Origin of the sequence: Thermoanaerobacterium aotearoense (assembly GCF_009905255.1) — a bacterium.
GTDB classification, from domain to species: Bacteria; Bacillota; Thermoanaerobacteria; order Thermoanaerobacterales; family Thermoanaerobacteraceae; genus Thermoanaerobacterium; species Thermoanaerobacterium aotearoense.
In genome coordinates this window covers 792,134-808,089 of the sequence record NZ_CP047602.1, presented here as the reverse complement: position 1 = coordinate 808,089, position 15,956 = coordinate 792,134, and the positions used below count along the sequence as shown (strand labels likewise).

At 35.2% G+C, this 15,956-nt stretch carries 18 protein-coding genes and 8 tRNA genes; 5 read left to right on the top strand and 21 right to left on the bottom strand.

Features of this window, described 5'->3' with window-relative positions; all coding sequences use genetic code 11:
• Nucleotides 1-16 precede the first annotated feature (16 nt).
• From GSH73_RS04005 to GSH73_RS03995, 3 genes are all read left to right on the top strand, one after another.
• Entirely contained in the window at nt 17-2,014 is a 1,998-nt protein-coding gene (locus tag GSH73_RS04005; protein ID WP_014759288.1) for an ATP-binding protein, read from the top strand.
• A gap of 23 nt (nt 2,015-2,037) precedes the next feature.
• On the top strand, nt 2,038-2,379 hold the full coding sequence (locus tag GSH73_RS04000; protein WP_014759289.1) for a hypothetical protein: 342 nt from the start codon (nt 2,038-2,040) through the stop codon (nt 2,377-2,379).
• A gap of 142 nt (nt 2,380-2,521) precedes the next feature.
• Nucleotides 2,522-3,652, top strand: coding sequence for a site-specific integrase (locus GSH73_RS03995; RefSeq protein WP_014759290.1), 1,131 nt, complete (start codon nt 2,522-2,524; stop codon nt 3,650-3,652).
• 96 nt (nt 3,653-3,748) lie between these two features.
• On the opposite strand, the gene GSH73_RS03990 is transcribed toward GSH73_RS03995, so the two are convergent.
• The 10 genes from GSH73_RS03990 to GSH73_RS03945 form a co-directional block, all read right to left on the bottom strand.
• Nucleotides 3,749-3,822, bottom strand: a tRNA-Cys gene (locus GSH73_RS03990).
• A gap of 6 nt (nt 3,823-3,828) precedes the next feature.
• A tRNA-Gly gene (locus GSH73_RS03985) sits at nt 3,829-3,904 on the bottom strand.
• 9 nt (nt 3,905-3,913) lie between these two features.
• Nucleotides 3,914-3,989: transfer RNA gene (locus GSH73_RS03980), tRNA-Phe, on the bottom strand.
• Between the two features lie 13 nt (nt 3,990-4,002).
• Nucleotides 4,003-4,079, bottom strand: a tRNA-Asp gene (locus GSH73_RS03975).
• Between the two features lie 4 nt (nt 4,080-4,083).
• Nucleotides 4,084-4,159 (bottom strand) — tRNA-Val (locus tag GSH73_RS03970).
• A 140-nt stretch (nt 4,160-4,299) separates the two neighbouring features.
• Nucleotides 4,300-4,503: a cold-shock protein gene (locus GSH73_RS03965; protein WP_013298441.1), complete on the bottom strand. Its 204-nt coding sequence runs from the start codon at nt 4,501-4,503 to the stop codon at nt 4,300-4,302.
• A gap of 82 nt (nt 4,504-4,585) precedes the next feature.
• Nucleotides 4,586-5,335, bottom strand: a complete 750-nt coding sequence (locus GSH73_RS03960; RefSeq protein WP_014759291.1) for an SIR2 family NAD-dependent protein deacylase — start codon at nt 5,333-5,335, stop codon at nt 4,586-4,588.
• 42 nt (nt 5,336-5,377) lie between these two features.
• The gene (locus GSH73_RS03955; protein ID WP_014759292.1) at nt 5,378-5,524 is read right to left on the bottom strand and encodes an alpha/beta-type small acid-soluble spore protein; all 147 of its coding nucleotides are present in this window, start codon (nt 5,522-5,524) and stop codon (nt 5,378-5,380) included.
• 11 nt (nt 5,525-5,535) lie between these two features.
• Nucleotides 5,536-7,035 carry a hypothetical protein gene (locus GSH73_RS03950; RefSeq protein WP_014759293.1) on the bottom strand — a complete coding sequence of 500 codons (1,500 nt, stop codon included), beginning with the start codon at nt 7,033-7,035 and terminating at the stop codon, nt 5,536-5,538.
• A gap of 111 nt (nt 7,036-7,146) precedes the next feature.
• Nucleotides 7,147-7,368, bottom strand: coding sequence for a NifU family protein (locus tag GSH73_RS03945; RefSeq protein WP_013787627.1), 222 nt, complete (start codon nt 7,366-7,368; stop codon nt 7,147-7,149).
• Nucleotides 7,369-7,538: 170 nt separating this feature from the next.
• On the opposite strand from GSH73_RS03945, the gene namA reads away from it, so the two are divergent.
• Nucleotides 7,539-8,561 carry an NADPH dehydrogenase NamA gene (gene namA / locus GSH73_RS03940; protein WP_014759294.1) on the top strand — a complete coding sequence of 341 codons (1,023 nt, stop codon included), beginning with the start codon at nt 7,539-7,541 and terminating at the stop codon, nt 8,559-8,561.
• On the opposite strand, the gene GSH73_RS03935 is transcribed toward namA, so the two are convergent.
• From GSH73_RS03935 to GSH73_RS03900, 8 genes are all read right to left on the bottom strand, one after another.
• The gene (locus GSH73_RS03935; protein ID WP_014759295.1) at nt 8,558-9,361 is read right to left on the bottom strand and encodes a TPM domain-containing protein; all 804 of its coding nucleotides are present in this window, start codon (nt 9,359-9,361) and stop codon (nt 8,558-8,560) included. The genes namA and GSH73_RS03935 overlap by 4 nt on opposite strands.
• Before the next feature lie 12 nt (nt 9,362-9,373).
• Nucleotides 9,374-9,943, bottom strand: a complete 570-nt coding sequence (locus GSH73_RS03930) for a LemA family protein (RefSeq protein ID WP_013787624.1) — start codon at nt 9,941-9,943, stop codon at nt 9,374-9,376.
• 15 nt (nt 9,944-9,958) lie between these two features.
• Entirely contained in the window at nt 9,959-10,447 is a 489-nt protein-coding gene (locus tag GSH73_RS03925) for a GAF domain-containing protein (protein ID WP_014759296.1), read from the bottom strand.
• 52 nt (nt 10,448-10,499) lie between these two features.
• On the bottom strand, nt 10,500-11,276 hold the full coding sequence (locus GSH73_RS03920) for a prolipoprotein diacylglyceryl transferase (protein WP_013787622.1): 777 nt from the start codon (nt 11,274-11,276) through the stop codon (nt 10,500-10,502).
• A 122-nt stretch (nt 11,277-11,398) separates the two neighbouring features.
• Nucleotides 11,399-12,469 (bottom strand): glycosyl hydrolase family 18 protein, encoded by a 1,071-nt coding sequence (locus GSH73_RS03915; protein WP_014759297.1) that lies wholly within the window; start codon nt 12,467-12,469, stop codon nt 11,399-11,401.
• A gap of 78 nt (nt 12,470-12,547) precedes the next feature.
• Nucleotides 12,548-13,468, bottom strand: coding sequence for a ComEC/Rec2 family competence protein (locus tag GSH73_RS03910; RefSeq protein WP_014759298.1), 921 nt, complete (start codon nt 13,466-13,468; stop codon nt 12,548-12,550).
• Nucleotides 13,469-13,479: 11 nt separating this feature from the next.
• On the bottom strand, nt 13,480-13,689 hold the full coding sequence (locus tag GSH73_RS03905; RefSeq protein ID WP_014759299.1) for a DUF3006 domain-containing protein: 210 nt from the start codon (nt 13,687-13,689) through the stop codon (nt 13,480-13,482).
• A gap of 151 nt (nt 13,690-13,840) precedes the next feature.
• A tRNA-Ala gene (locus GSH73_RS03900) sits at nt 13,841-13,912 on the bottom strand.
• A gap of 130 nt (nt 13,913-14,042) precedes the next feature.
• Here GSH73_RS03900 and GSH73_RS03895 point away from each other — a divergent pair.
• Nucleotides 14,043-14,669: an SGNH/GDSL hydrolase family protein gene (locus tag GSH73_RS03895; RefSeq protein ID WP_014759300.1), complete on the top strand. Its 627-nt coding sequence runs from the start codon at nt 14,043-14,045 to the stop codon at nt 14,667-14,669.
• Nucleotides 14,670-14,739: 70 nt separating this feature from the next.
• On the opposite strand, the gene GSH73_RS03890 is transcribed toward GSH73_RS03895, so the two are convergent.
• From GSH73_RS03890 to GSH73_RS03880, 3 genes are all read right to left on the bottom strand, one after another.
• Nucleotides 14,740-14,816, bottom strand: a tRNA-Val gene (locus GSH73_RS03890).
• Between the two features lie 37 nt (nt 14,817-14,853).
• Nucleotides 14,854-14,930, bottom strand: a tRNA-Val gene (locus tag GSH73_RS03885).
• A gap of 55 nt (nt 14,931-14,985) precedes the next feature.
• On the bottom strand, nt 14,986-15,942 hold the full coding sequence (locus tag GSH73_RS03880) for a type I phosphomannose isomerase catalytic subunit (protein WP_014759301.1): 957 nt from the start codon (nt 15,940-15,942) through the stop codon (nt 14,986-14,988).
• Between the last annotated feature and the right edge of the window lie 14 nt (nt 15,943-15,956).

The window sequence follows — 15,956 nt, the reverse complement described above, 5'->3', positions numbered from 1 at the left end:
TAAAGAAGGGTCATATATGGGAGATATTAAAATTACAAATTCCGGTATTAAAAGGATTCTAAATAAATATACTTATCTAAAATCTATTGCTGAATATATATGGAATGGTTTTGATGCGAAAGCAAATTGTGTCGAAATTAATTTGCATAAAAATATATTAAAAGAAATTGATGAAATATCAATTATAGATAATGGATATGGTATTGACAGAACTAAACTTAGTGAAAAATTTACTCCTTTTTTTGACTCTGAAAAAGTGATAAATCCTGACGAAAAACGAAAAGTATCATTAATGCATGGTAAAAATGGCGTAGGAAGACTTACATTCTTTTGCTTTGCCTCGAATGCTAAATGGGAAACAATATATAAAGATAAATCTACAAATAGAAATATTAAATATGAAATATATATCGATGATCAAAATTTAACTACATATATTGACAAAAATATCCAAGAAACATTTGAAAATACAGGAACAAAAGTTACATTTACGAATTTACATAACTCAATTAATGAAAATGAAATAATAGATTTTATAAAAAAAGAATTTTGTTGGTTTTTAGAATTGAATAAAGAAAGAAATTTCAATATAAAAGTAAATGATAAAAAAGTTGATTATTCAGATATTATCTTGGATGAGGAAAAAGAGGAATTAATTTATGAAAAAACAAAAATCAATTTTAAAATAAAGTTTGTACAATGGAGATATCCACTAACTAATGAATATTCAAGATTTTATTTTATAGATTCAAATGATATTGAAAAATATAAAGAAACAACAACACTTAATAAAAAAGCTGATCAGTTTTATCACAGTATTTATATCAAAAGCAGTTTATTTAACAATTTTAGTTTTGACAGTGATGATTCTCAGACATGTTTATTTAATAGCAAATCAAGCGATGAATATAAATTTTTAATGAATTCTATAGAAAAATTATTAAAAGAAAAAAGAAAATCATTTTTAAGAAAATCATCTGAAAAACTTATAGATAATTTAGAAAAAGCTAATGCGTATCCCAAGTTTGACAAAGATAATTTTATTGATCAATATAAAAAATCTCAATTAGATGACCTTATATCAGCTCTTTATCAGGCACAGCCTAAAATTTTTACTAGTTTAAATGACATACAAAAAAAGACATTCGTACACTTTTTAAATCTTATTATGGATTCTGACGAAAAAGAACAATTATTCGAAATACTAAATGAAATTATTGAATTAGAAGAAGAAGATAAAACCGAACTGCTAAAGTTACTAAAATATTCTAAACTGACAAATATAATTAAAACAATAAAATTAATAAAGGATAGATTTAAAGCAATTGAAGAATTAAAATGTTTAGTATTTAATAAAGATTTGAATGCAAATGAAATACCTCATCTACAAGCTTTTATAGAAAGTCATTATTGGATATTTGGAGAACAATATCACTTAGTGACAGCAGCAGAACCAAATTTTGAAGAAGCGTTAAGAAGATACTGTTATATATTAACAGGTGAAACAGAAAAGAAAAAAATTGAGCATGAAAATAAATATAAACAAATGGATATTTTTGCCGTAAGGCAAGACATACAAAATGATATTATAAATAATATTGTTGTTGAATTAAAACATCCTAATATAAAGCTAGGCACAAAACAGTTTTATCAAGTTCAAGAATATATGGATGTTATACTTAAACAACATCAATTTAATGCACCAAATATGTTTTGGGAGTTTTATTTAGTTGGTAATGATTATGATAACTATATAAGCGGATTATTAAAAAATGCACAACCACACGGTGAAAGATCCTTAGCCTATAAAGTTGATAATTATAAAATTTATATAAAAAAATGGAGCGAAATAATTGCCGAATTTGAAATTAAGCATAAATTTTTAAATGAAAAACTTGAATTAGAAAGAAAAAAACTTATTGATAAAAATTATATTTCTGCAGACGAAATAATTGATAATATATCTAACAATACGGCAGTACAACCAAAAGAAATAGTAATGCCTAGCTATTAGCATATATAAAAGGGGGCTTTATTTTGGCTATCGACTTTTTAGACAAGCCTCTTGTGAAGGCTCTTTTAAATCAAGAAATCCCATTCTATGAGCTTATGACAGCGTATGATATACAAGTATCTATTGCAAATATTGATACTTGTATATACGGCTTTACATATGTCAGCCGACAAGGCAATTATTATTTAATACTTAATGGTAATACAGATTATGAAACACAATGCAAAGTCTTTATACACGAATTAAAACACATCTTAGAAGATTGCCCAAAGCAAAGTTATTACATAGGTTTAGACATGCAATATAAGTATATAGAAATTGAAGCTGATAAGGTTGCGGAGGATATTGTAAAGTATTGCAGATAAAAATTAATATAATTTGAAGATGTCTATAAATGATTTCCAACTTGTTAGTTTTTAGTCTACCTATGAGGGATTGAAACTATGTTTTGAGTGTGGAAATAAAATCTTTAGATTAAAAAACAGCAAATAGGAGGAGGTATTATCTATGCGTGGCCATATTAGAAAGCATGGCGATGGCTGGCAATATGTTGTTTATATTGGCAAAGATCCTATCACCGGCAAGAAAAAATACAAATCAAAAACATTTAAGAGGCAATCTGATTGCGAAAAGGCTATGAACAAATTAATTAGGGAGTTGGAAACTGGACAATTTGTAGATTCCAGAACTATGACTTTAGCAGATTATCTCGATTATTGGCTTGAAACATATGCAAAAGTCAATGTCACAAGTAGCACTTATAAAAGATATGCTGAATTTACAACTAATATAAAAAATCATATTGGTATTGCAAAACTTCAAGATTTAAAACCAGCACACATACAACAATATTACAGCAAACTTGTTGATGAAGGTACATTATCTAATAGTACAATATTGAAGATACATAGAATGCTGCATCTAGCCTTAAAACATGCTGTAGGCTGGCAAATGATATATAACAACCCATCTGATTCCGTTACACCACCTAAAGTAGCAAAAATCGAAATGAAGGTATGGGATGAAGATACCGCAAAAAACTTTTTAGACTTTATAAAAGATGAAAAAATATATCTTCCGGTTAAAATAGCATTAGAAACAGGTATGCGTGAAGGCGAAATATCCGCACTTAAATGGGAAAATGTTGATTTAATTAATGGAATTATATATGTCACATCAAATATGCAATATCTATATGGAACATTAACTTTAAAAGAACCAAAAACAAAAAAATCCAAGCGCAAGATTGTATTATTTAAAACGACAATAGAAGCTCTTAAAGCACAAAGGAAAAAACAAATTGAAAATAAATTACTACTAGGTGAATTATATAATGATAACAATTTTGTATGCACTCATGAAAATGGAGATCCTCTCATTCCACAGTACATTTCTAAAAGATTTCAGCTATACGAAAAAGCTTATAACAAAGAGAACAACAAAGCTCCTATAGAAATTATCCGTTTCCATGATTTAAGGCATACACACGCTACATGGCTATTAAAGAAAGGAATAAATCCTAAAATTGTAAGCGAAAGATTGGGCCATGCTAATGTAAGCATTACTCTTGATACGTATTCGCATGTATTACCAGATATTCAAAAACAAGCTATAGAATCAATAGAAATTATGCAATAAAAATCTCGGATTGTCATGGGATTGTCACGGATTTATTTTTAGAAATTAAACAAAAAAATAAAAGCCATGAAAGGCTTGATATCGCTTGAATAAATATGGAGGCGGCATCCAGATTCGAACTGGAGATAAAGGTTTTGCAGACCTCTGCCTTACCACTTGGCTATGCCGCCAAATTTTGGAGCGGACAACGAGACTCGAACTCGCGACCCTCACCTTGGCAAGGTGATGCTCTACCAACTGAGCTATGTCCGCTTAACTTAATGGTGCCTCGAAGTGGAATCGAACCACTGACACAGGGATTTTCAGTCCCTTGCTCTACCGACTGAGCTATCGAGGCTTTTTAAATTTTATGGCGACCCAAAAGGGGCTCGAACCCTCGACCTCCAGCGTGACAGGCTGGCGCTCTAACCAACTGAGCTATTGGGCCATAATGGTGGTCGCAATAGGGCTCGAACCTATGACCCCCTGCTTGTAAGGCAGGTGCTCTCCCAGCTGAGCTATACGACCAATTTCCGTGACAAGTATTAGTATACATAAAAAACGCCGATTCGTCAATATCCTTTTTTAATTTTTTTCGCATCTCGTCAAAATATACACTGCCATATATCTCAAAACCCTAACATCGCTGTTAGGGTTGATTTTCTCCATTAGGAAACTTTTTTAACGTTAGCGGCCTGTGGCCCTTTTTCAGCCTCCACTATATCAAACTCAACTTCCTGTCCTTCTTCTAATGTCTTAAAACCATCCTGTTCAATTGCTGAGTAATGAACAAATACGTCCGAGCCACCTTCTCTCTCTATGAAGCCATAACCTTTCTCAGCATTGAACCATTTTACTTTACCTCTTACCATTATATCTTCCTCCAAACGTGATAAATAATTTACCTCTTTATAATAGCACTGAAACATATACATTGTCAAATGAATTTTAGCCTTATTGCACTGTCTTTAAGTATCTTACGATTTTACTTAAAGCTTCACCTGCCGATTCTCTTATGACTGCATCAGCCCTTCTATCTTCTGGCGTCTCTGATTTATTTATTATGACAAGATGCTTTGATAAGCCCGGCAGGAAGTTTACAGGTGATACGGTAAGCGATGAACCAATGACTATCATTAAATCGCTGTCTTCTGCTTCATGCCATGCCTTTTCAAAATCTTCAGGCATCTGATCTCCAAACATCACAACATCTGGTCTTAAAACTCCGTTGCATTTGTCGCATTTAGGTGGGATTTCCCCTTTAGACACTTTCGCCTCCAGCAAATCAATTGAGACTACTTCGCCACAATTTGTGCAGCTTCCTGTCCTTGTCTGACCGTGTACTTCGTACACTTTTTTCGACCCAGCTTTTTGATGCAAATTATCTATGTTTTGAGTAATTACGCATGATATAAACCCATCCTGCTCCAGTTGGGCCAATATGTAGTGTGCTTTGTTTGGCTTTGCATCTTTCATTGATAGCAAAATTTTAAAGCCGCTTTTGTAAAATTTTTTAGGATCATTGTATAAAACTTTTGTAGACAGCGCTTCCATAGGGTCCATCTTTTCCCAAAGCCCAGTTCCCGGACTCCTAAAATCGGGAATGCCGCTTTCTGTAGATATTCCAGCTCCTGTCAATATAACGGTTTTTTTAGAATTCTCCATCAATCTTGCGACTTTTTCATATACGTCTTCTTGAGCCATTTGTCTCACCTCAAATACAAGTATACCACTACAACAAAAATTTTACATGGCAGATTTATATTTTTTCTTTTTTACAATGGCTCCAATTTTTCCGGTTTCTTGTGCTGTCAAATTTGACCATCCTACTTTATGTACCTTATCTAATAGTCCCAATTCTTTCGCCGCCTCTATCTTTAATTTTTCATCCATCGTATCATCTCCTAATATCCTTTTTCAAATTCATTTATGGATATTTTTTGTTTAGTCAACGCATCCACTATTAAATCCATCGTAGGCAAACGGTATATTGGCTTAAGTCCATATTTGCTTGTATACAAATAACAAAGAGATGGTTTCTCATCTATTAATATGTTTCTTGCAATGCTTTCATTCAAAATATCTCTTGTTGATGGTTTATCAGCTTCATCCCAATTTAATGAGACATTTATTATTTTACCGTTTTTATCTGTTTTAATTCTCACATAATTATCCAAAACTATTGCATCATTGTAAACCCGATAAAACATGTACGTATAATCATCATTCCCTACGACAGGTTTTTTTAAAAGATTCAGCTTGCAATCTTTTCCTCTCAAAATTTTCTTAGCAAAATCTATTATCCTATCTAAATTGCCATATGTATCGAATAACCCATCATCATCAGAAATATCTACATTCTCACTCATTATAATTCCGCTTTCTTTGTCGACTGCTATATTTGCATTAACTATTAAGCTTTTATCAGTATGATTCATATTAAATGTATACGCTGCCTTTTCAGTGAGAAAATACCTTTCAATTGTCTTGCTGTCTAATACTTTAATATCATTTATCCGAAAGTTATTCATTTCATTCATTGCTATTTTCAATGCCTCATCGTAAGACACCATGTTACCTGAATTTTTTAGCTCGTTAGTACAACCCTTAATTGTTGCGACATCATCGTACAGCTTATCACCACTAAAATCTACCAAATCGCCGTTTAATGCGTCAACTCCAACAAGATTATAGTCGATGCTTAAAGCATAGTACAGCCGATATTTTGGAAAATCATCGTCATTGTTCTTTAAATACACAAGAGTAGGATTAAGTTTGCTATTAAATGCCTTTAAGGCATCAACACTGCCAATCGTCTTTATGTCTTTATTATAAGATGATTCATCTATACTTTGTCCTTTTAATTTCAATATATCGCCGCTTTCGGAGTCAATGTAAACATAAGCGTCTAAATTGTACACAGGCACATCATCAACTAAATTTTTGTAACGAAATTTGTAAATTATTGGTCTTTCTAAAGCATCATCGATGTACGTTGAATCATTAACCTCTGATACATATTCAAATTTTTCTCCAAAAACATTTTCCAAAAGTTTTTTGCCTATTATTTCAGCATCGTCCTTCCCTATTTTTGATTTGCCGCTTTTGTCAAATAAGTATTTCATTTGATCAACATAATAATCTGCGCTTTTAATCTGTCCATCGTTTAATACAACATCAAGGGTTTTGTATATGTCGCCATCGCTTTTCATGTTTATTTCGATAGAACCATCGCTATTTTTTCTGATTTGATCTACTGACATATCACTTGTAAATGGCATCTTATCTTTCAACAATTTTAAGTAATCTTGATTTTGAATATCGTTGGGAAAAGCATATGAAAAGACGTTTAAGCTAAATACCATTATCAACGTCAAAGTTAATAGAAAAAACTTTTTAATCATACATAGAATACCTCCATTAAGTAAAATATTACCATATATAGTATTCTATGTATTTTTGAAAAATCCTTTTTTTGGCATAAAAAAATCCGGTTAATTCCGGATTTTTTATCTTTAAAGAGCAACAACTTCCTTTACTTCAGGTATTTCTTCTTTTATTGCTCTTTCAATTCCTTCTTTCAATGTCATTACTGCAAATGGACAGCCGCCGCAAGCACCTGTAAGCCTTACCTGAACTACGCCATCGTCAGTAACGTCGACGAGTTCTACATCTCCGCCATCTGCTTGAAGAGAAGGTCTTAAAAGCTTTAAAACTTCTTCTACTCTTTCTCTCACGATATGCCCTCCTTTTTAAAATCTACAACATATATTATAACACGAATTGAGGAAAATAGAAATAAAGCAATCTTAATGAATACGTTTTTGCCTGTAAAATAACTTTTTATTTAATAATTTTTATTTTTGCAACCTAAGTGGTAATATATATCTTGAAAGGAGATGTTCTTATGTTGTTTACACCTATAAAAATAAAAGACATTACAATAAAAAATAGGATTATGATGTCTCCAATGTGTCAGTATTCTGCAGGTAAAGACGGCCTTGCAAACAATTGGCACTTTGTTCACTACGTCAGCAGAGCCGTCGGCGGTGTAGGGTTAATAATGATTGAAGCCACAGCAGTAGAAAGTCGAGGGCGAATAACTGATCGCGATCTGGGTATCTGGAACGATCAGCAAGTAGAATCACTCAAAAAAATTGTTGAAGAGTGTAAAAAATACGGTGCTACAATGGGCATACAATTAGCCCATGCTGGCAGAAAATCAGAAGTGACAGATGAAACGCCTGTGGCGCCTTCGTCGATAAACTGGAGCGATGATTATAAATTGCCACATGAACTTACGAAAGAAGAAATAAACACCATCGTAGAAAAGTTTAAAGATGCGGCAGCAAGAGCTCTTGCCGCTGGTTTTGATGTAGTTGAAGTACACGCAGCACACGGTTATCTGTTACACGAATTTCTATCGCCTCTTTCAAATAAAAGAAGCGATGAGTACGGCGGTGATGTCATCAACAGAGTGAGGGTACTTAAAGAAGTCATAGAAGCTATAAAAAAAGTATGGCCAGAAAACAAGCCTTTATTTGTAAGAGTTTCATCCGATGATTACATTGAAGGCGGCATCGATATTGACGAAATGATAAGAATTTTATCGCATATAAAGCCATTAGGCGTTGATGTAATAGATGCAAGCAGCGGAGGACTTTTAAATGCAAAAATCGATCTTTATCCAGGCTATCAAGTCAAATACTCTGAAAAAATAAAAAGCCAGCTCGGTTTTAAAACAGCGGCAGTAGGCTTAATAACAAAAGCTGAAATGGCTGAACAAATACTTAAGGATGAAAAAGCCGATATCATCGCTTTAGGCCGTGAGCTTCTGAGAAATCCGTATTGGCCACTGTATGCAGCCCACGACCTTAAAGAAGATGTAGAATGGCCAAAGCAATATGAAAGAGGAAAATTCAGGGTTTAGCGGCCAGCTCCACCTCCACCGGTGGAACCGCCGCCAAAACTTCCACCTCCTCCGCTGCCAAAGCCTCCTCCAAAACCACCGCCGCCAGTTCCAAATCCGCCGAAACCACCGAATCCTCCAGGGCCAAACCCGCCAGGACCACGCCACCACCAACCACGTATATTAGAAAAAATAATAAGCAATATTATCATGGCGATTACAGAAATTATTCCTTCCGCTTTGTTACTGCCATTGTCATTTTGCTGAGCATACTGGCTTTGGTCGACATTTTTTAAATCCACGTTGTATTCTTTGGCGACCAATGCCGCTATTGCTTTATATCCTTCTACAATGCCTCCTGAATAATCTTTATCGTTCCATTTAGGCAATACGTAATCGTCCAGAATCCTTCCTGCGACAGAATCTGGAATAGCACCTTCCAACCCATACCCGACAGATATAAAAACTTTACCGCTTAATCCTTCTAAAAGCCTTTTTTTATCTACCAAAAGAAGCACGCCATTATTTTTGTCTTTTTGTCCGATTCCCCAGCTTCTAAATAAATTTAACGCATAATCCGATATTTGATAGTCTCCTATGTCATCAACCGTCACTACGATAATCTGAGCCCCAGTTAAGCTTTCTATTTCTTTCCCTATGCTTCTTATCGTATCAATATCGCTTTGGTTCATAATGTTGGCATAGTCGTACACATAATCGTACTGAGATGGTTTAGAAGGAATTGTGGCAGCAAATATTTGACCAAAAATTAATATAGAAAATAATATCAGCAAAAATAACGTTTTGGCATATTTTAACACCACATAACCTCCCTATTTTGAAAAATCGACTTTTGGAACTTCCGATGCTGAAGCTTGTGCTTTAAAATACTGTTTCTCCGTAAACCCAAACATCCTTGCTATGATGACATTAGGAAACTGCCTTATGCTGGTATTATACTGCTGAACAGCATTGTTGTAATCCATTCTGGCAACAGCTATTCTATTTTCTGTGCCTGCCAATTCATCGCTTAACTGCCTGAAATTCTGGTCGGCTTTTAAGTTAGGATAATTCTCTGATATGGCCAAAAGCCTTCCTAAAGCCGTCCCAAGTTCATCGTTGGCATTTGCTTTCTCCTGAACCGTATTTGCAGCAAGAAGCTTCTCTCTGGCTTTATTTACGCTGTCAAATACAGACTGTTCATGAGCGGCATAACCTTTTACAGTCTCAACGAGATTAGGAATCAAATCCGCCCTTCTTTGAAGCTGATTTTCTATTTGGCTCCATTTGCTATTTACATTTTCCTGCTGACTTACAAGCCCATTATAACTTGAAAAAAAGTAAACAACTATTAATAGCACGACTGCTGCTACTGATATCAACACAACAGAAGATCTTTTCATGTGATTTCTCCTTTCTCAGTTTTCTTTGATATTATATGTTCGTTTTTTTATTTTTTTACCGACTATTTCTGCCACACCTTCCAAAAATGCTCTGTCATCATCGTCAAAGGCTGCTTTTTCATCGCTATCTATGTCAATTTCACCGATTATCTCATCGTCAACTCTTATAGGCACTACTATCTCAGACTTTGTCTCAATGCTGCAAGCTAAGTAATTGTCCTCCTTTGTCACATCATCTACGACGATTGTGGCATTTTCAGCCACAGCTCTGCCACATATACCTTGACCAACTTTTATCTTTACATGTTCTGTTGGCCTTCCTATGTATGGACCAAGTTTCAACATTCCATCTTCCATGAAGTAAAAGCCTGTCCAATTGTAGTAAGGTAAATTGCTGTCCAGTATTTTCACAACCTCATTGTAAAAATCATTTAAATTATCTATCTCACTTGATGATTTCTCTATCATCGAAAGCAATTCTTTAAATAATTCCTTTTTCTCCATCACAATCTCCCTCTCTCGTTTTTTATTATATAAAAGACCCGCGTAAAGCAGGTCAATAATTCACTTTCTTATTTTCTGGATCATTTAATACACGCCTCATCATCCAATATGCCAATATAAGTATAAAAGGAGTTGCAATCTGCGTCAAAGTGAAAAAGCCGATTCCTAGGTGCTTATTCAGATAAACTGGCCAAAACAGCGGATTATCTCTTACAGTCTCTTCAATAAGCCCCCTCATAAGCTGATAGTAAAATATAAAAGACCAGAACTGATACCCGTACGGCATGTGTTTTCTCTCGATGTAGAAATAACGTATTAAAAGAATAAGTCCCATTGCTACACCAACTAATTGTGCAGGCCATCTTCCAAAAGCAAAGTCAGTCTGTCTTCCCAAAACCTCTTGATTAAATATATTTCCTATTCTTACAAGCATATTTCCTATAGCCAATCCTATGACGGCGTAATCTTCCAAAGGATTTATTTTGACGTTTTTCTTATGGCAGTAATAAAGACCTGCAAGGAATCCTCCTAATACAGCTCCATGCCACGACAATCCACCTTGATAAATCTTAAGAATCTGTATCGGATCTTTGTAAAACCAATCAATGTCATTTGCCAATACAAACATCAATCTTGCTCCTACTATTCCGGATATAACAACAATCATCAAGAGATTTAGCAAGAAATCTTCATCGTAGTTAAGCTCTTTCGACCTAACGTACAGGTAATAGGCACCAGCGGCTATAGATAAAGCCATGAAAATTCCATACCAATGTACAGCAATCGGTCCAATTTTAAATGCATACGGGCTAATAGATGGTATATACATAACTAACCTCCAATATGTTTATTTGTCATGATTTGATTATATTATTCTTTTAACGGTAAGTCAACGTTTTATTGAGTTTGCAAATGAATCAAAAACCACCCGCTATGCGAGTGGCTGCTAACTTACTTTGCTCCAATCTTTTTGGCTATAACCTGCCAAAACGACGGTGTTTCAAAACCAATTCTCCATATGCAAATGCCGTGGATGCCGTATTTCTTGGCTATATCTATTTTCTCAGCCATTGTAGTAGAATTTTCAAACCATACCTGCCTTGTGGCACCATATGTGCTGTCATAGTACGTGTAGTATGGCTCTTGATACGTATTGCTCCACTGTACTGTCACGCCTTTTTGCTGAGCATTCTGAAGTATCGTCTTTGTTGGGGCAGAAAAACCACCTGACTTATTTGCAGGCCAATCGTATCCATACGTTGCAACACCAAGGCAAATCTGACTTGGCTTAAATCCCTCTTTTAATGCATCCTTTACATTGTTCTCAACCCACTGCTCCGGAGATACTGGTCCCGGTGGCGATGAGGCATTATGCCTATCGTAAGTCATCAATGTCACATGATCAACCAATGGTGCCAATTTGTGATAATCGTAAATCCCAGATATATCAGGCGAAACCTGATAATGAGGAATCACAGACATATCTAAGATTTTACCCTCTCTTTTCATCATCGTCCTAAAAGTACCCATAAATGCCGTAAGGTAGTCTTTATCTTTAACATAATTTTTTGTGCCATGTGGAATAAACTCAAAATCTATGTTGTACCCGTCAAATCCATGTTTTTTAAGAAGACTTATAAGCTCATTCATTGTCTCAGTCTTCACTTTAGAATCAAGCAAAACCGAATCCTTGCTGTCAGCCACATTTACAAGTGGAACGACTTTTAAACCGTTTTTCTTGGCAAAGTTTAAAGCTTGCGGATTCGTTGAATCTTTAACTGATCCATCGCCTTGAACAGTAAGCCAAAGCGGTGAGACCGTATCCATGTACTTTGCGTATTTTACAAGCGAATTGTACGAGTTGTCGTATCCAGGTGAATCAACATAGAATCCAACAACATTTAAACTTCTTTTAGAAGTAACTGGCTTTTTAACTGAGCTTTTGCATCCGGCTAATGATACAGTTGCAAGTACCATGACAAAAATCAACATCATCGCAATATATCTTTTATATTTTTTCATGAGATATAACCTCCTCATAATTCTTTCTGGTTATATCTTTTCATGAAATCTACATATTTATGTAACAAAAATCCGCTTTTAGTTTTTTTGTCCCGGCGTGTAATCGCCTGGTTTCACATTAAACGAAATATTCTGCCCATCGCTTGAAGCAACTATCGTACCGCATTCATCCGTCCTATAAACTGGTATATTTCTATTTTTAAGCTTTTTTAATGTAGAACTATGAGGATGTCCGTAGTCATTGCCTTTTCCACAGGAGATTACAGCGTATTTGGGACTGACATCATCTAAAAAGCTTGCAGTAGTTGATGTTGAGCTTCCATGATGTCCAACTTTAAGAACATCCGATTTCAAATCATACCCTTTTTCAATCATCTCTCTCTCCGATTCAGCACCAGCATCGCCTGTAAACAAAAACGATGTGTTTTTATAAACAAGTTTTATAACTGCACTGTATTCGTTAAGATCGTCGTATTTAGAGCTATTTGGTGCTATCATTTCAGCGCTGACAGAATGTCCAAGATCCAAAGTCACTCCTGCTTTCGCCACATCTATCTTCAATCCCTTATTTTTCGCTGCGTTCAATACATATTCAAATGTCCTCGTGTTTGTAGTCACCTTTGGCATGTAAAACTTCCCTATTTCAAAGCTTTCTATCACTCTATCCATGCCACCAATGTGATCTTCATGTGGATATGTACCAACCAATATGTCGATTTTTGTTACACCTAAGCTTTTTATGTAGTCGACGACCTTTTTCCCCATTTCTGGAACACCAGCATCGATTAGCATCGTCTTGCCACCAGGAGACTCAATAAAAATGCTATCTCCTTGTCCCACATCGATAAAATGCACTTTAAGGAGTCCATCTTCAGATTTAACTGTAGCATTTTGAACTTCATTTTGTGACTGATTGAAATTTGTAGTGCTTGTAGCACAACCTGCTAAAGAAAAAAAGAGAACAAATATTAAACCGAAAATTGCTATTTTCTTAAACATGATGCACCTCTCTACTCTCTAAAAAGTTCGTCTGCCAGCCTTTTCATTTTCTGGCTTCGCTTAAATGTCTCTTTATCGTCAATACGCACATCAAACTTTATTACATCGCCTTCTTTTGAATCTTTTGGCAAAAGAGTCCGAGGAAAATTAAATGTGACACGTCCATACTCAATTACAGCATAATCACCTTCGAATCTGTCAATTATGCACATTTCATTCATAATCATCCCTCCCAATTTATTATATCATCGGAACCTTTTATTCCATTCGCCTAAACGCAAAAAAATAGATAATACTTTTCATGGCGCTAATTTGGCACCAAAAAAGGGTTTTGGCACTAAGTGAAATGCCAAAACCCTTCATTTTTCTAAGTGGAGATGAAGGGATTTGAACCCTCGACTCCCACAATGCGAATGTGGTACTCTCCCACTGAGTTACATCCCCATCAGGAATAATTATATCATAAGATGGCGATGATTTCTACTTTTTTTGTCAAAAAGTTGAAATCATTATCTAAAATGTGATAACATAGTTTACGATATCATATCGTCAATTTTAATAGAGGTGATTTAATATGTTATTAAAAGATGGTGATGTAGTTTTATTTCAGGGTGATAGCGTAACAGATGCTGGGCGAGATCGAGAAAACCCTGACGATTTAGGATTTGGGTACCCCAATATCATTGCATCAATGTTTTACGCATTACATCCTGAGTTAAACGTAAAATTCTTAAATAGAGGCATAAGTGGAAACAGAGTTAGAGATCTAAAAGAGCGCTGGCAAAATGACTGTATAGATTTAAAGCCAACAGTCGTGTCAATACTTATTGGAATAAATGATACATGGAGAAATTACGACAATAGCGACTACACATCACCGGAAAAATTCGAAGAAGACTATAGATACATACTTGAAAAGACAAGAAAAAACCTTGACGCAAAAATCATCATCATGGAGCCTTTTGTCCTTCCAGTACCGGAAGACAGAAAAGAATGGAGGGTCGACTTAGATCCAAAAATCCATGTAGTCAGAAATCTGTCAAGGGAATTTGAAGCATATTTCATCCCGCTGGATGGCATCATGGCAAAATATTCAACTGCAAAAGATCCGGCTTTTTGGGCTTCAGATGGTGTACACCCAACAAATGCGGGGCACGCCATAATTGCGAAAGAATGGCTTAATTTAATCAAAGCTTTCTAATTTTAAAGCCGCCTCTTAAAGGCGGTTTTTTGCAAAATAAAAACAGCTTTATAAGCTGCACATTTCAGATTGGTGGGGTTAACAGGATTCGAACCTGTGACCTCTACGATGTGAGCGTAGCGCTCTAACCGGCTGGGCTATAACCCCACTTAAAATCCATATTTAAATTTTAAATCAGCCAAAATGGTGGGGTTAACAGGGCTCGAACCTGTGACCTCTACGATGTCAACGTAGCGCTCTAACCAGCTGGGCTATAACCCCACTTGCCTTACATGTTTAGTATATTATATTTTTAGCTCTGTGTCAACATCACTTTCTACACGTAAGACCTTATAATGATGCAATTGCCAGTAACTGTGTATTTGCCAATTTCTGCAGGTATCAAAAGCGATTCACCGCTTTTTAAATCGAATTCTCCATCTTCGTAAAGTATTTTTCCTTCGCCTTCTACCATCACCAATGTATTAAAAGTGCCGTTAGTCTCCATATCAACTGTTGACTCAACGTGAATCACGTCTGTTTTAAAGTATTTTGACTGAACAACATTGGCGATGCTTCCTCCAGATATATTTTTATATTCAGGAACTATTTTATCGCTTTTTAAATTAAAATCAATTACATCTAAAGCTTTATCAATGTGAAGCTCCCTTTTGTTTCCATTGTCATCTACCCTGTTGTAATCATAAACTCTGTAAGTTAAATCTGAATTCTGCTGTATTTCGCAGATTAATATGCCTTCTCCAATGGCATGTACCATTCCTGAAGGTATGTATACCACATCTCCCCGCCTTACCTCTATTTCATTAAGGCAGTCTTCGAGACTTTCTTTTTCAAGCAATGATTTGAATTGTTCCTTCGTCGTTCCTTCTTTTAAACCGCAGATAAGTGTAGCACCAGGCTTTGCATCGATTATATACCACATTTCTGTCTTGCCTATGTCACCATTTTCATGATAATAAGCGTAATCATCATCTGGATGCACTTGAACAGACAGCTTGTCATTAGCGTCTATTATCTTTATAAGCAATGGAAATCTGTCGTACGATTTACCTTCTCCATAAAGCTCATCTCCATGCTTATTTGCAATTTCTCTTAATTTAACTCCATCGTAAATACCGCCATCTACTTCACTTACTGCAGTTTTATTGTCAGAAATGCACCAAAGCTCACCTATCTTTTTGCCGTCAGGGACATTAAAGCCGTATTTCGTCTTCAAGGCATCTCCACCCCATATCCTCTCCATGAATATGGGTTTAAACTTTAGTGGTTGCATTTTCATCACTCCCA

Coding starts and splice junctions, on each gene's coding strand:
- GSH73_RS03960 (WP_014759291.1), bottom strand. CDS start 5,335: ATGGCTCAAGAAGACGTATATGAAAAAGTCGCAAGATTGATGGAGAAT.
- GSH73_RS03905 (WP_014759299.1), bottom strand. CDS start 13,689: ATGAATGAAATGTGCATAATTGACAGATTCGAAGGTGATTATGCTGTA.
- GSH73_RS03965 (WP_013298441.1), bottom strand. CDS start 4,503: ATGGTAAGAGGTAAAGTAAAATGGTTCAATGCTGAGAAAGGTTATGGC.
- GSH73_RS03920 (WP_013787622.1), bottom strand. CDS start 11,276: ATGTATATACCATCTATTAGCCCGTATGCATTTAAAATTGGACCGATT.
- GSH73_RS03915 (WP_014759297.1), bottom strand. CDS start 12,469: ATGAAAAAATATAAAAGATATATTGCGATGATGTTGATTTTTGTCATG.
- namA (WP_014759294.1), top strand. CDS start 7,539: ATGTTGTTTACACCTATAAAAATAAAAGACATTACAATAAAAAATAGG.
- GSH73_RS03930 (WP_013787624.1), bottom strand. CDS start 9,943: ATGAAAAGATCTTCTGTTGTGTTGATATCAGTAGCAGCAGTCGTGCTA.
- GSH73_RS03880 (WP_014759301.1), bottom strand. CDS start 15,942: ATGCAACCACTAAAGTTTAAACCCATATTCATGGAGAGGATATGGGGT.
- GSH73_RS03955 (WP_014759292.1), bottom strand. CDS start 5,524: ATGGATGAAAAATTAAAGATAGAGGCGGCGAAAGAATTGGGACTATTA.
- GSH73_RS03910 (WP_014759298.1), bottom strand. CDS start 13,468: ATGTTTAAGAAAATAGCAATTTTCGGTTTAATATTTGTTCTCTTTTTT.
- GSH73_RS03995 (WP_014759290.1), top strand. CDS start 2,522: ATGCGTGGCCATATTAGAAAGCATGGCGATGGCTGGCAATATGTTGTT.
- GSH73_RS03950 (WP_014759293.1), bottom strand. CDS start 7,035: ATGATTAAAAAGTTTTTTCTATTAACTTTGACGTTGATAATGGTATTT.
- GSH73_RS03925 (WP_014759296.1), bottom strand. CDS start 10,447: ATGGAGAAAAAGGAATTATTTAAAGAATTGCTTTCGATGATAGAGAAA.
- GSH73_RS03895 (WP_014759300.1), top strand. CDS start 14,043: ATGTTATTAAAAGATGGTGATGTAGTTTTATTTCAGGGTGATAGCGTA.
- GSH73_RS04005 (WP_014759288.1), top strand. CDS start 17: ATGGGAGATATTAAAATTACAAATTCCGGTATTAAAAGGATTCTAAAT.